General features: G+C 69.5%; 11 protein-coding genes and 4 pseudogenes. 10 read left to right on the plus strand and 5 right to left on the minus strand.

What is annotated here, in order from left to right; translation table 11 throughout:
* Positions 1-9 precede the first annotated feature (9 nt).
* Positions 10-897 (minus strand): sigma-70 family RNA polymerase sigma factor, encoded by an 888-nt coding sequence (locus tag N5079_RS09120; protein WP_261583159.1) that lies wholly within the window; start codon positions 895-897, stop codon positions 10-12.
* A 103-nt stretch (positions 898-1,000) separates the two neighbouring features.
* Here N5079_RS09120 and N5079_RS09125 point away from each other — a divergent pair, with 103 nt between their 5' ends.
* The 4 genes and pseudogenes from N5079_RS09125 to N5079_RS09140 all read left to right on the plus strand — a co-directional run.
* A complete protein-coding gene (locus N5079_RS09125) occupies positions 1,001-1,462 on the plus strand; it encodes a carboxymuconolactone decarboxylase family protein (RefSeq protein WP_261583160.1) in 462 nt (153 codons plus the stop codon).
* A gap of 144 nt (positions 1,463-1,606) precedes the next feature.
* Positions 1,607-1,723: pseudogene (locus N5079_RS09130) on the plus strand (GTP-binding protein); the annotation flags it as partial.
* Complete coding sequence (locus N5079_RS09135; RefSeq protein ID WP_261583161.1) at positions 1,716-3,497, plus strand: ABC transporter ATP-binding protein; 1,782 nt, start codon at positions 1,716-1,718, stop codon at positions 3,495-3,497. The pseudogene N5079_RS09130 and the gene N5079_RS09135, both read left to right, overlap by 8 nt.
* Before the next feature lie 74 nt (positions 3,498-3,571).
* A pseudogene (locus tag N5079_RS09140) lies at positions 3,572-5,023 on the plus strand (ABC transporter transmembrane domain-containing protein); the annotation flags it as partial.
* 255 nt (positions 5,024-5,278) lie between these two features.
* Here the strand turns inward: N5079_RS09140 and dapA are convergent.
* Entirely contained in the window at positions 5,279-6,157 is an 879-nt protein-coding gene (gene dapA, locus N5079_RS09145) for a 4-hydroxy-tetrahydrodipicolinate synthase (protein WP_261583162.1), read from the minus strand.
* 71 nt (positions 6,158-6,228) lie between these two features.
* Here dapA and N5079_RS09150 point away from each other — a divergent pair, with 71 nt between their 5' ends.
* The 4 genes and pseudogenes from N5079_RS09150 (at position 6,229) to N5079_RS35325 (ending at position 8,732) form a co-directional block, all read left to right on the plus strand.
* Positions 6,229-7,104, plus strand: coding sequence for a LysR family transcriptional regulator (locus tag N5079_RS09150; RefSeq protein ID WP_261583163.1), 876 nt, complete (start codon positions 6,229-6,231; stop codon positions 7,102-7,104).
* A 124-nt stretch (positions 7,105-7,228) separates the two neighbouring features.
* Complete coding sequence (locus tag N5079_RS09155) at positions 7,229-8,161, plus strand: NAD-dependent epimerase/dehydratase family protein (RefSeq protein ID WP_261583164.1); 933 nt, start codon at positions 7,229-7,231, stop codon at positions 8,159-8,161.
* 68 nt (positions 8,162-8,229) lie between these two features.
* A pseudogene (locus tag N5079_RS35320) lies at positions 8,230-8,304 on the plus strand (hypothetical protein); the annotation flags it as partial.
* 98 nt (positions 8,305-8,402) lie between these two features.
* On the plus strand, positions 8,403-8,732 hold the full coding sequence (locus N5079_RS35325; RefSeq protein ID WP_315967807.1) for a hypothetical protein: 330 nt from the start codon (positions 8,403-8,405) through the stop codon (positions 8,730-8,732).
* Between the two features lie 101 nt (positions 8,733-8,833).
* On the opposite strand, the pseudogene N5079_RS09165 reads toward N5079_RS35325, so the two are convergent.
* Both N5079_RS09165 and N5079_RS09170 read right to left on the minus strand, forming a co-directional pair.
* Positions 8,834-8,960: pseudogene (locus N5079_RS09165) on the minus strand (transposase); the annotation flags it as partial.
* A gap of 96 nt (positions 8,961-9,056) precedes the next feature.
* On the minus strand, positions 9,057-9,866 hold the full coding sequence (locus N5079_RS09170; protein ID WP_261583165.1) for a nuclear transport factor 2 family protein: 810 nt from the start codon (positions 9,864-9,866) through the stop codon (positions 9,057-9,059).
* A gap of 104 nt (positions 9,867-9,970) precedes the next feature.
* Here N5079_RS09170 and N5079_RS09175 point away from each other — a divergent pair, with 104 nt between their 5' ends.
* Both N5079_RS09175 and N5079_RS09180 read left to right on the plus strand, forming a co-directional pair.
* Entirely contained in the window at positions 9,971-10,582 is a 612-nt protein-coding gene (locus N5079_RS09175) for a TetR/AcrR family transcriptional regulator (RefSeq protein ID WP_261583166.1), read from the plus strand.
* Positions 10,583-11,099: 517 nt separating this feature from the next.
* A complete protein-coding gene (locus N5079_RS09180) occupies positions 11,100-11,864 on the plus strand; it encodes a phosphotransferase (RefSeq protein ID WP_261583167.1) in 765 nt (254 codons plus the stop codon).
* A 438-nt stretch (positions 11,865-12,302) separates the two neighbouring features.
* On the opposite strand, the gene N5079_RS09185 is transcribed toward N5079_RS09180, so the two are convergent.
* Positions 12,303-12,887, minus strand: coding sequence for a TetR/AcrR family transcriptional regulator (locus N5079_RS09185; protein WP_261583168.1), 585 nt, complete (start codon positions 12,885-12,887; stop codon positions 12,303-12,305).
* Positions 12,888-12,949 lie beyond the last annotated feature (62 nt).

The raw sequence follows: 12,949 nt of genomic DNA on the forward strand, positions 1-12,949 counted from the left end.
GCAGGCCGGTCAGTCGTCGAGGACGGCCAGGTCGAGCCGGGTGAGGCGGTCGGCGTCGGCGAGGATGTCCATGGCGACGATCTTCCCATCGGCGATGGTGAGGCCCATGACCGCCACCAGCCGCCCCTCGAGCGCCGTGATCAATCCGAGGGCACCGTTGACGAGCGCCGGTCGGGCGAAGGGCGCCATTCGCTGGAAGCTGAGCGCCTGCCCGGCCACGGCGGCCGCACCGCGAACCTCCCGCAGGCTGCCGGCCGCGGGCACGGCGCCGTCGTCGACCCGGAGGACGATGTCGGGGTCGAGTACGGCTACCAGCCCATCGAAGTCCCCTCCGCGGGCGGCCGTGAGGAAGGCGTCGACGACTTCCCGCTGGCGGGCCAGATCGGTGTCGGGCACCGGGGCCGCTCCCTGAACTCTGCGGCGTGCCCGGCTCGCCAGTTGCCTGGTCGCGGCCGGAGAGCGGCCGACGATGGGTGCGACCTCCTCGAAGGGCAGGGCGAACATGTCGTGCAGCACGAATGCGAGGCGTTCCGCGGGAGTCAGCGTTTCCAGCACCACGAGCAGCGCGAGACCGACCGAGTCGGCCACCAGGGCCTCATGTTCGGGATCCGTCCCGTGGAGGGGGCTCAGGATCGGGTCGGGCAGGTGCGCGTCCAGGGGGTCCTCGCGCCGTGAGGTGCGCGAGCGGAGCATGTCGAGGCATACCCGCCCGACGACCGTGGTGAGCCATCCGGCGAGGTTGCCCACGTCGCTCGTGTCGGAGCGGTTGAGCCGTAGCCAGGCCTCCTGGACGGCGTCGTCGGCCTCGGTCAGAGAGCCGAGCATCCGGTAGGCCACCGCTCGCAGATGGGTCCGGTGCCCCTGGAACCGCTCGGCCAGGATTTCTTTCTCGTTCATCGGTCACATTCTTCCGTCGCGTTCCGTCAGAGGAGTGACGAGCGAAACCGCGCCGGTGTGACGCGCACCGGCACCTGAAGAACTCCCGAAGGAGAGCAAGATCATGAAGGCACGGATGAAGAACCCCGCGATGGTGCTGCCCGACGCGATGAAGGGCATCCAGAACCTCTACAAGGCGGTGAACAAGGGCGGTGTGCCGCAGCAAACGCTGGAGCTCGTCCACATGAGGGTGAGCCAGATCAACGGCTGCAGCGCCTGCGTCGACTCGGGTGCGCGCAACGCCAAGAAGGCGGGTGAGACGGATGAGCGGCTGTGGTCGGTGGCGGCCTGGCGGGAGGCGCCCTACTTCAGCGACGCCGAACGGGCGGCGCTGGCGCTCGCCGAGGCCGTCACCCGGCTCAGCGACCGGCAGGGTGACGCGGTGCCGGACGAGCTCTGGGACGAGGTCGCCGACCATTACGACGAGGAGGGGCTCTCGGCTCTGATCCTCTGGGTCGCCACGACGAACTTCTTCAACCGCCTCAACGCCACCATCAAGGAGCCGGCGGGGGCGACCTGGGGCTGAGCGGGCGATAAATCGGTTGTCCTCCGGGACGACCGTCTGTTGTACTGCGGAAACAGCCGGTCGATCTAGGAGACGGGGAAATGCGCGAAGCGTTCATGGCCACCCAGAAGAGAGCTTCCGTCTATCTGAAGGGCATGACGCTTCGTGCGAACGTTGACCTTGGGGATTTCGGCGCATGTAGACGCCGGTAAGACCAGCCTGACCGAGCGGCTGATCTTCGCCGCCGGTGTCATCGACGAGATCGGCAGCGTCGATGACGGAGCCCGGTGAGCCAGGGGAGACCTGGGGCTCCCTGCTGCGTCACCTCCGGCCTGGACGCCGGTCCGCGGTCGCTCTCGCGGCCGCCATCGTCGCCGCGACGGTGCTTCCGCTGCTGGCGCCCCAGCTGACCCGCCGTTTCGTCGACGGCGCGATCGGCGGAGCGGCGACCCGCCATCTCGTGGTGATCGCGCTCGGCTATCTCGCGGTGGCGGTGGCCGGGCAGGGCGCCCGGATGGTGACGGCGTGGCTCGCGAGCCGGCTCGCGTGGGACGGGACGAACCGGCTGCGGGAGAGGCTGGCGGAGCACGCGCTGGGCCTGGACATGGCCTACCACGGCAGGCGTACGCCGGGGGAGATGATCGAGCGGGTGGACGGCGATGTCGTGGCCGTGGCGGAGTTCGTCGTGGCGTTCCTGCTGGACGTGGTGGCGAGCTTCCTGCTTGTCGCCGGTGTGCTCGTCGTCGTGTTCGCCGTCGACCCGCGGCTCGGCGGCGTCCTGCTGGTCTACTGCCTGCTGATCGGCTGGGGCGTGGCCCGCGCGCAGCGGCTTGCCGTACCGTCCGCGGCTCATTCGCGGGCGGCGAGCGCGGCGCTTTTCGGCAACCTGGAGGAGCGGTTGGCCGGCGCGGAGGACCTCCGCGCCAACGGGGCGGGGGAGCACGCGGTGTACCGCTTCTATGAGGCTGGGTCCGCGTGGTATCACGCCGAGTTCCGGGCCGCGCGAATCGGGAGCGGCCTTCTGGCGGGGACGAGCGTGGCGTTCGCGGCCGGGACGGCCATCGTGCTGGGGCTCGCCGCGTGGTCCCGGCAGTCGGGAACGCTGTCGGTCGGCACGGCCGTGCTGCTGTTCCAGTACACGCTGATGGTGCGCACGCCGTTCGAGCGGCTGATCGATCAGCTGAGGCGGTATCAGACGGCGCTGGCGGGCATCGTCCGTATCGGTGGGCTGCTGGCGGAGCGGTGCACGTTGCCCGAGCCGGCCGTCGCGCGTGAGCTGCCGGCGACGGGGCCGCTCGGTCTGGAGCTCGACGGGGTGGGTTTCGCGTATCCCGGCGACGGTGAGCGGGTGCTGTCAGACGTCAGGTTCACGTTGGCGCCGGGTGAGACGCTCGGGCTGGTGGGCCGTACGGGCAGCGGGAAGACGACGATCGCGCGGATGGTGCTGCGCCTGTACGACCCGGCGGAGGGCGTCGTCCGGGTGGGCGGGCTGGACCTGCGTGACGTCGATCCCGGGTCGGCGCGGCGGCGGATGTGCGTGGTCACCCAGGATGTGCAGCTGTTCGCGGCGAGTGTCCGGGACAATCTCACGCTTTTCCGGCCGCTGGCCGATGATCGCCGGTTGTGCGCCATCCTCGCGGAGGTCGGTCTGGGCGACTGGCTGGCGGGTCTGCCCGATGGGCTCGACACCGAGTTGGGCGGTGTCACGGATGTCACGGAAAGCGGCGGCGCGGCGAGTGGCGTCTCGGCCGGTGAGGCGCAGTTGCTCGCGTTCGCGCGGGCGTTGCTGGCCGACCCGGGGCTGGTCGTGCTGGACGAGGCGGCCAGCCGGCTCGATCCGGCCACCGAGCGGAGTATCGAGCGTTGCGTGGACCGGCTGCTCACCGGCCGGACCGGTGTGATCATTTCGCATCGGCTCTCGTCCCTGTCACGGGTGGACAAGATCGCGGTGATCGCTGACGGCAGGGTCGTCGAGTACGGCTGTCGCGAGGAGTTGGTGGCGGATCCGGGCAGCCGGTTCTCTCGCATGCTGGAGATGGCGGGGGTGCCCAGATGAGGCCCGTGTTGCTGGTCGGCATCCGTCTTGCCCGGTTCGACCTGCGCCGTTATCTGATCGGGGCTCTGTTGTGGATGCCGGTCAGTGTCATCCCGCTCGGTGGGGGGCTGCTGCTGCAGCGGCTGTTCGATGTGATCAGCGGGCATCGCGTGGCCGGTCTGGAGCAGGCGTTGTGGCTGTGCGCGGCGTTTGTGGGCGTGGAGGTGGTCCGCGGTGTGGTGCTCGTCGTCGCGTGGTCGTATGGCGTCTACTGGTGGGACGCCGCGGCGACGCTCCTTCGCGCCAACGTGCTGCGGTCGATCCTGACGGCGCGGGGGCCCGCCGCGACCCGGCTGCCGCACTCGCCGGGCGAGTCGGTCGCGAGGTTCCGTGATGACGTGAGTGACGTGGTGGAGCTCACCGATGAGTCGGTCGGTCTGGCCGGCGCAACGCTCTTCGGCGTGGCCGCCTTGGTCATCATGGCGTCGATCGACCCCGTGATCACGCTGGTGCTGGTGGTCCCCATGATCGCGATCGGCGTGCTCAGCCGGTCGATGAGGGAGGTGATCCGGCGGCTGCACGTGCGTGCCCGGGTGCTCGGCGCGGCCGTCACCGCGTACATCGGCGAGGTGTTCGGCGGCGTGCTGGCGATCAAGACCGCCGGCGCGGAAGAGGCGGCGTTGGAGCGCCTGCGTGCGCACAACCGGAGACGGCGTGACGCGGCCGTGAAGGACCGGCTGGCGACGGACCTGCTGGACGCGGCGACGGGCGCGACCGTCGAGATCAGCGTCGGGCTCGTCCTGCTGCTCGCGGCGTCGGGGATGCGCAGGGGCGGCTTCACGGTGGGTGATCTCGCGCTGTTCACCAGCTATGTCAGTTGGCTGACGGCGCTGCCGCGCACCATCGGGGGCATCCTCTATCGCCTGCCGCAGGCCGCGGTCGCCACGGAACGGCTCGGCCGGCTGATGGCCTCACACGAGGACGCCCGCGACCTGTCGCGGAACACCGGCGTCTGGTTCCATCGGGAACCGTCTCCGGTGAGCGCGTCGCCACCGGACCGCGGCGACGCGCTGGAGGTGCTCGAGGCGCGCGGGCTGACCGTGCGCTTCGGTGGGAGCGGCCGCGGCCTGCACGGGGTCGATCTGCGGATGAGGCGGGGGTCGTTCACGGTGGTCACCGGCGCTGTCGGCTCGGGCAAGACGACTCTGCTTCGCGCCCTGCTCGGTCTGGTGCCGGTGGACGCCGGGACGATTAGCTGGAACGGCGCGCTCGTCGACGACCCGGGAACGTTCCTGGTGCCGGACCGCGTGGCGTACGCGAGCCAGGTTCCACGGCTGCTGTCGGCGTCGCTGCGGGAGAATCTGCTGCTCGGCTGGCCTGCCGACCATCTTGACCGCGCGCTGAAACTGGCGGCGTTGGATGAGGACCTGGCGGGCATGCCGGAGGGCCTGGAGACGGTCGTGGGGCCTCGTGGCGTACGGCTGTCCGGTGGGCAGGTTCAGCGGGCGACGGCCGCCCGGGCGCTGGTCCGCGCGCCGGACCTGCTCGTGGTCGACGATCTGTCGTCCGCGCTGGACGTGGAGACCGAAACGCTGTTGTGGAGCCGGATCGCGGACGCGGCCCGCGACGGCACCGGCCCCGGGACGCTGCTGGTGGTGTCGCACCGGCGGGCCGTGCTGGAGCGGGCCGATCAGGTCGTCGTCCTCGACCGTGGCCGGGTCGCCGGGCAGGGTCCCTTTGGTGAGTTGCTGCGGAGTTGCCCGGAGATGAGGGGGTGCTACGACGCCTCCCTCGCTCGGACATCAGGAGAGGGATTCGAGAGCGTGGAGCGCTGCCGAGGTCGCGGTGTTGCTCCCGGGGAGCAGGGGCAGGCGTACGGCGGGGCTGGGGATGCGGCCCTGGGCTGCGAGGACCGCCTTGATGACAACGGGGTTGGGCTCGGCGAACAGGGCCGAGGAGAGGACGGCGAGACGGTGGCCGAGGAGACGTGCCTTGTCGATCGGGCCGTCGCGCCAGGTGTCGATGAGGGTGGAGAAGGATGTGGTCTGTAGGTGGGCGGAAGCGAGGATTGCGCCGGAGGCGCCGAGCGCCAGCATCGCAGCGGCGTAGAGGTCGTCGCCTGCCAGAACCGCGACGTCGGGCGGGAGCGTGCTCATCAGGGCGATCGTGGTGTCGTCGATGCCGCCGACCGCGTGCTTGAAGCCGATGACGTTCGGCAGTTTGGCGAGTTGGCGCAGGGTTTCGGGGCCGAGGATCCGGCCGGTGCGGTAGGGGATGTTGTAGATGATCAGCGGCACCGGGCTGATGGCGGCCAGACGGCGGAAGTGGGCGAGCACTCCCGCCTCGGACGGGCGGGTGTAGTAGGGGACGACGGTGAGGGCGGCGGTGATCTGTGAGCCGAGGGTGGCAAGTGCCTCGATTGAGCCGGCCGTGGAGTTGGATCCGGCCCCGGCGATCAGGTGTGCGTCGCGTTCCCCGCAGACGCGGACGCAGATATCCAGGACCCGGCGGCGCTCCTCGGGCGTCAGGGTCGCGGTCTCCGCGGTCGTGCCGAGCGCGACGATCCCGGTCGCGCCGTCGTCGAGTACCGAGTGGGCCAGCCCCTCCAGTGCTTCGGTGGCGAGATTTCCCCGGGCGGTGAACGGTGTGATGAGCGGGACGAAGAGACCGGTGAGCGTCATGGTCCCCAACCTGGCGGCACCGACACCTCAGGTCCAGTTCACGTTTCTTCAGTTAACCGTAACCTGAGCTTATGCTCGATGTGCGTAAGCTGCGGTTGCTCCGCGAACTGGCCCACAGGGGGACGATCGCCGCCGTCGCCGAAGCGCTCGCCTACACGCCCTCGGCCGTATCCCAGCAATTGGCGGCGCTGGAGCGCGAGGCGGGGGTGCCCCTGCTCGAGCGGACCGGCCGCCGCGTCGCACTGACTCCCGCCGCGCTCACCCTGGTCGAGCACACCGAGAAGATCCTCGCGGTGCTGGAACAGGCTACGGCCGATCTCGCCGCCTCCCGCGCCGAGCTCACCGGGACGCTGCGGATCGGGGCCTTTCCAACGGCCGTCCGGACGATCCTGTCCCCTGCGCTCGTCGCGCTGAGCCGCGATCATCCAGGGCTGGAGTTGATGGTGACCGAACTGGACCCGGCGACCGTCCCGGCCGCCCTGCGCGCCGAGACGCTGGATGTCGCACTGGTCCAGGACTACGACTACGTGCCCGCCGAACCCGATCCGGCCCTGGACAGCGAGCCGCTGCTGGAGGAGACCGTCTATCTGGCCGCCCTGAGCGGCGGGCCGCTGGAGACCCGCCGCGACGCGCCCTGGATCGTCGGCACACCCGGCACGCTCTGCCACACGATGACCGTCCGCGCCTGCCAGGCGGCCGGGTTCACCCCGCGGGTCCGTCACCACGCCGACGACTTCGGCACCGTTCTCGCCCTCGTGGCCGCGGGCCAGGGCGTCGCACTCGTCCCAGAACTCGGCCTGCTCACGCACCCGGCGAATGTCGTGTTGACAGCACTGCCGACCCGGCGCAGGACCCGTCTGGCCTACCGGCGGGGTACCAAAGAGCACCCCGCCGTGATCGCCGCCCGATCGGCCCTGAACGCAGCGGCCACCGGGAGAAAGCCGTGACATCGTCACCCTCAATCAGGGGCCTAAAGAAGGCCGTCACCAATCGTCATTCCATGTCACAGACGGCCGGGCTGTCTCGTCTCAGGTCTCAGAGACAGGCTCTGGAATCAGGTAGGTGATGGTCATGCGGGTGTTCGTGGCGGGCGGGACCGGGGTTTTGGGGCGGCGGCTGGTGCCGCAGCTCCTGGCGCGCGGCCACCAGGTGACGGCTACGACGACGAGCACGGCCAAGCTGGGCCTGGTGGCCGAGATGGGCGCGGATGGCGTCGTGATGGACGGGCTGGATGCGGTGTCGGTCGGTGAAGCGGTGGCCAAGGCCCGGCCGGACGTGATCGTGCACCAGATGACCGGAATTAGTCCCGCTCACGCTGGCAAGCCCGACCTGAAGCACTTTGACCGGTGGTCCGTCCCCACCATCCGGCTGCGCACCGAGGGGACTGATCACCTGCTGGCTGCGGCCGAGGCGACCGGCGTATCGCACTTCGTCGCGCAGGGCTACGCCAACTGGAACGGAATCCGCGAGGGCGGATGGGTGAAGACCGAGGAGGACCCGCTGGACCTGCACGAGGGGACGGCTGCGCACACGGGGATGGAGGCGCTCCGCCACGTCGAGGACGTGGTCGTCAGGGCTGGCGGTGCGGTCCTGCGGTACGGCGGGTTCTATGGGCCGGGTGCCACCGAGGACCAGGTGGAGCTCGTGCGCAAGCGGCAGTTCCCACTGGTCGGGGGCGGCACCGGCTACGGCTCGTGGGTGCATCTCGACGACGCGGCGAGCGCCACCATCCTGGCCGTGGAGCAGGAGGCGAGGGGGGTGTTCAACATCGTCGACGACGAACCGGCCCCGGCCAGCGAGTGGCTGCCCCACCTGGCAGCGTGCGCGGGCGCGAAGCGGCCGATGCGGGTTCCCAAGTGGCTGGCCCGGATACTGGCCGGGGAAGTGGTGGTGACGATGATGACCGAGGGGCGCGGCTTCTCCAACGCCAAGGCCAAGCGGGAGCTCGGCTGGGAGCTGCGCTACCCCTCGTGGCGCAAGGGCTTCCGGGAAGGGCTGGCGTGACCCGGGCTGAGGAATTCCAGGAGCTGCGGCCGCTGCTGTTCGCGATCGCCTACCGGATCCTCGGCAGCGTGAGCGGGGCCGAGGACGCGGTCCAGGAGACGTGGCTGCGCTGGGAGGCCTCCCGGACACAAGCCGCATCGACCAAGGCCTTCCTCTCGGCCGTAGTTACCCGGATCTCGATCGACGTTCTGCGGTCGGCCCGTCTCCGGCGGGAAGAGTACGTCGGGCCGTGGTTCCCCGAATGGTCGGCGACAGCGGCGGCAAGGCCCCGCAATGGGGCACGGGCGTCTTCGGGGCCGAAAACGTGGCCCGGGTGCTGGCGGCGATCGTCCCGCCGTTCCTCCAGATCGGCGGTGTCGTGGAGCCGCACCAGGTGAACGGCCAGCCGGGCGCGATCTCCCGCGACCGGGATGACAAGGTCCTCAACACCTTGACGCTCGACATACTCGACGGACGGATCCAGACGATCCACGCGGTGATCAACCCTGACAAGCTCGGGCACCTGGGTCCGGTGGCGGACGCCTGGGCGGTCGCCCGCGAGGCGAACCTGGCTCGCCGGCCCACGGATTGACCGGAAGAGCCGCCCGCGCTCCAGACCTGTACAGGCAGTTCAACGGCACCTGGCCGGGGGACTCGTCGTGGGCCGAACGGACGGTCGCCGCGTCCGGGTTGCCGCTGCCGGCATGTTATGCCCGAGCCGTGGCCGAGTTCCTGTGGCAGATGCTCCCAAGCGATGCCGGTGTGCAGCACGAACAGGATGCCTTGCAGGGGCCAAGCGGTCATCCAGACGCTTTCGCCCTGGGCAGCGGGCGTCGGCGTACCGGTCCAGCAGGTTACCCGGCCAGGTCCGTGGCGTGGCCGGATTCGACGATGGTGATGTGGCGCGGTGGCGCGTTTACATATCGCGTCCCATGGCGGCTGTGGCTGCCAGGATGTTGACGTAGTCGCGCAGATGGGCGACCTGCCCGTTGCGGGCGGTGAGGACAACGATGTTGGGAAGCGCGAACTCGCCGGTGGATGCGCTGGTCCCGAGGGCTTCCTGCTCGACGATGATCGTTTCCGGGTCGCTGGTGTCGTAGATGGCAAGAGTACGGTAACGCTCATACTCCAGCGGGTGGGCTTTCCACCCTGCGGCGATCCAGTTCACGATTTCGTCCCGGCCTTCAAGCCGGGACGGCAGGCCTGGGCGTGTGAACGGGAATTCATGGACCGCGTCGACTGCGTACACGCGGCTCATGTCATCGGCGGACTGGCTGATAGCGGCTTGGCGGAAACGCTCCAGAACTTCACGCGGACCAAGTTCTTGCTGGCCGAGTGCCGCTCGCCTGGCAGTCACCTTGCGGTAGCTGATCTTCCAGCCGTCGGGTTGGCGCGTGACGATGTCGTCGTAGACAACACTGCCGGCCGTTCCGTCGGCCTTGATGCCGATTCCTTTGGATTGGACCCGCGCCGAGCGATCGTCGATCCCAGTGATCACGATGTTGGTGACGTGATGGCCGACCGGGTTGGCGTCGCCCAATGCGAGCGCGGCCTCATGGATTGCCGCGGTCCCATGCAACGAGCCGCGGCCGAAGTCGTCCAGGTCATAGGTGGCATCTGAGGTGAACAGCTCACCCGCTTGGTCCAGCTTGCCCGCGTCCGTGAGGTGACCGTGGAGATTGATCAGGTCGTTGATGTCGATCCGGTCTTGTTCCGACAGCGCCATTGGGGTGGCCCTCCATGCTTTGGGTGAGTCATGCCAGTAACATGAGGCACAGTCCGGTTAGATGGGCACGGTAACGGACTGTGTCCCCGGTTCGCAAGGGTGTGGTGATCGCACTGGTAGGTCACGAGTCGCGGTCGCGCGCCGGGCGGCCGAGGCGGGCAGACGCCCGACGTAACTACGAGCAGTTGGTCGAGCAGGCGAAAATCGCGTTCGCCGAGTTCGGTGTGGACGCCTCCCTGGACGAGATCGCTCGGCGGGCAGGGGTGGCCAGCGGAACGCTGTATCGGCATTTCCCCACTCGGCTGGATCTCATAGAGGCGGTACTCGCCGAGCAGATAGCCGAGTTGGTCGACCTTGGTCGCGCGCTGCTGACGGCTGGGGACGAATTCGACGCGTTGTCCACTTGGTTGCATGCTGCACTCATGCATGCCTTGACCTATCGAGGTCTGGCGGCCGCGGTGATGAACTCGGCGCTCGACCGCGGGAACGGCCTGGTATCGACCTGGCATGCGGAGATGTTCGCGGTGGGGGCTGCGTTGCTGGCGCGGGCGCGCCAATCAGGCGTGATCGTCGCCGATGCGGACGACGCGGATGTGCTGAAGATGGTCGGCGCTATCGCCTGGGCCGCCCAGGACACCCCGGACAGCTCAGCTCAAGCCGACCGCCTGCTCGCCCTCCTCCTGAACGGACTACATCACGGCGGCGTCCGGCGATGACCCGGCTGTGCGTCAATCCATTCGGTCGGATGCGTCAAGAGTGAGATACCGCCCAGATGTGTCCAGATGTGTCGGGTCATATTGATGCTTTGACCTGGGGTGATTGAGCGTTGGAGCCTTCGTGGGTCGTTGTTGTCGATCTTCGGAGAGCTGTTGTGGCGGTCGAGTTCCTGACGGATGAGCAGGCGGCCCGGTACGGGGCGTTTCATACGGCGAGTGGGAAGAAGACCGCGTTGAGCAGGAGGGCCAGACGAGCGCCATGACCGTCGCGTGCTGGGCGGGGGTCCTCGTAGCAACGACGAAAGATCCAACGGATATGCCCTGACCTGGGATCAGTCGAGATCATCCTCCGTGAAGTGGATTACCTCCGCTACGTCCTGTCCCGGTTGGTCGGCGTGGCGGAGGTGGCCGGGGTTGTCGGAGAAGCTGTTTCGTCGTCCCTGCGCCTTCGGCGTACGCACGGCCCACCCCAAGTACTTCGGCCGCCGCGGCGGCCGGACCTGGCTCAACATGATCAATGGCCAGGCGGCGGGAGTCTGCGGACGCGTTGCTGCGCAAGGAGCACACTTGGCTGCCCGCTCTTGCCCCACGCCTTCCTCTGCCGGTTCCCGTCCCGCAGCGTCTCGGCGAGCCCTCCGCACGGTTTCCGCGCCCCTGGATCGTCACCACCTGGGTGCCGGGCGAGCCGGCCGACCGCGCCCCCGTCACACGCGCCGCGGAGGCGGCCACCACCCTGGCCGCCTTCCTGACGGCACTTCACCAACCTGCCCCCGATGAGGCGCCCACCGGCCGGGATCGCGGAGGGCCGCTGGCCGACCACTCCGAGGGTTTCGCCAAGCAGCTCGCCTCGGCCACCGAACTGGGGCTCATCCCCGACCCGGACGCCGTCCGCGCGGTCTGGGAAGACGCCGCCGCCGCGCCCGACTGGGCGGGCCCAGCCCTGTGGCTCCACGGCGATCTGCATCCGGCCAACGTCCTCACCGCGGACGGCACCATCTGCGGCGTGATCGACTTCGGCGACCTCTTCGCGGGCGACCCGGCTTACGACCTCGCTGCCGCCTGGATTCTGCTGCCAGACGACACCGCCGACCGCTTCCATGCCGCCTACCAGCCGGCCCCGGACGCCGCGACCCTGCTCCGCGCCCGCGGATGGGCGGTGGTACGCGCCCTCACCGGCATCCTCATCGGAGACGCCGGCGTCCGTAGCCGCCCAGGCGGCAAGCCCACATGGGGCCCACCCGCCCACGCCGCACTGCGACGCCTCATCGCAACGGCCCATTGAATGACCGGGCCGAGTAGGCGCTGGCGCAAGGTGAGGCGGGTGGTCTCCCGTGTGAGAGCAGGCAGGGGCCACCGACGAGCTACAGCGGGCGGCCTGGCCTGGTGAGCACGGCCCAGTAGCCGCTGGCTGCTGTCACCGACGCGCGTTCCCCGGCGCGATCAGGCTGATGAGTTCGGCGATGGCCTCCGGGGAGGGCTGGAAGTAGCGGCTCCGGCTTCTTGTGCCGGGACTTTGCCGTCAGCATCCGCAGCGACGCGCCCTGCCCGCCGAGGTGCGTCAGGGAGAAGTGGCGGTATTCGTGCAGGTCACCCCGTCCCCGGCCCGCGCACCGCAGGGTGCTCGTCGAGTAGGGCGCGGGCCTGGCCGTAGGAGAGCCGGGCCGGCCCGGTGTCAAGCAGACATCTCGCGGGCGACAGCGTTGAGGCGTCCACAGCGGGGTCAGTTGCGGTCGTCGTACCGGAACCCGGAGATCACCAGGTCGATCAGGTGGTTGGTCTCGTCCTGGTTGTTACCGGCCTGGCCCGCGGCCAGCACCACAGCGTTGATCAAGGTCAACGTGCGCTCGGCGTCGACGTCCGGGCGGATGGCGCGGGCCTGCTGCGCGGGCCGCAGCAGCGAATCGACGGCCAGCGACAAGCTGCGCCGGCAGCTCCGGAACAGCTCGGCGTCGCCCTCGTAGCGGCCGGTGATCAGACCCTTCATCCCGCGGTGCTCGGTGAGCAGACCGGCGAACTCGTGCAGCCAGCCGACCAGTGCCCGCAACGGGTCTTCGGAGGAGACGGCGAGCTCGTCGGCGCGGGCGGCCAGCGCCTGGACGTGCCCGGCGTACACCGCCGCGAGCAGGGCTTGCCTGGTGGGGAACCTGCGGTACAACGTGGCCGTGCCCACGCCCGCGGCTCGCGCGATCTCGCTTACCGGTGCCTCTGGCCCCTGCTCCGCGAAGACGTGCGTCGCCACCTCCAGCAAACGCTCGGCGTTGCGTTGGGCGTCCGAGCGCAACCCCCTCGCGCGGTCCGCGGCCATCATCGACCTCCGAGAAGTGGGCGGGTCGCCCGTTTACAAAGTGGGCGGGTCGCCCATATCGT

Origin of the sequence: Planotetraspora sp. A-T 1434, assembly GCF_025420585.1 — a bacterium.
Lineage (GTDB): Bacteria > Actinomycetota > Actinomycetes > Streptosporangiales > Streptosporangiaceae > JAOEGB01.

Excerpts from the sequence above, each read along its gene's own strand:
- N5079_RS09170 (WP_261583165.1), bottom strand. The coding sequence starts at position 9,866 with ATGGCGCTGTCGGAACAAGACCGGATCGACATCAACGACCTGATCAAT.
- N5079_RS09155 (WP_261583164.1), top strand. The coding sequence starts at position 7,229 with ATGCGGGTGTTCGTGGCGGGCGGGACCGGGGTTTTGGGGCGGCGGCTG.
- N5079_RS09135 (WP_261583161.1), top strand. The coding sequence starts at position 1,716 with ATGACGGAGCCCGGTGAGCCAGGGGAGACCTGGGGCTCCCTGCTGCGT.
- N5079_RS09125 (WP_261583160.1), top strand. The coding sequence starts at position 1,001 with ATGAAGGCACGGATGAAGAACCCCGCGATGGTGCTGCCCGACGCGATG.
- dapA (WP_261583162.1), bottom strand. The coding sequence starts at position 6,157 with ATGACGCTCACCGGTCTCTTCGTCCCGCTCATCACACCGTTCACCGCC.
- N5079_RS09150 (WP_261583163.1), top strand. The coding sequence starts at position 6,229 with ATGCTCGATGTGCGTAAGCTGCGGTTGCTCCGCGAACTGGCCCACAGG.
- N5079_RS09180 (WP_261583167.1), top strand. The coding sequence starts at position 11,100 with ATGGCCAGGCGGCGGGAGTCTGCGGACGCGTTGCTGCGCAAGGAGCAC.
- N5079_RS09120 (WP_261583159.1), bottom strand. The coding sequence starts at position 897 with ATGAACGAGAAAGAAATCCTGGCCGAGCGGTTCCAGGGGCACCGGACC.
- N5079_RS09185 (WP_261583168.1), bottom strand. The coding sequence starts at position 12,887 with ATGGCCGCGGACCGCGCGAGGGGGTTGCGCTCGGACGCCCAACGCAAC.
- N5079_RS35325 (WP_315967807.1), top strand. The coding sequence starts at position 8,403 with ATGGTCGGCGACAGCGGCGGCAAGGCCCCGCAATGGGGCACGGGCGTC.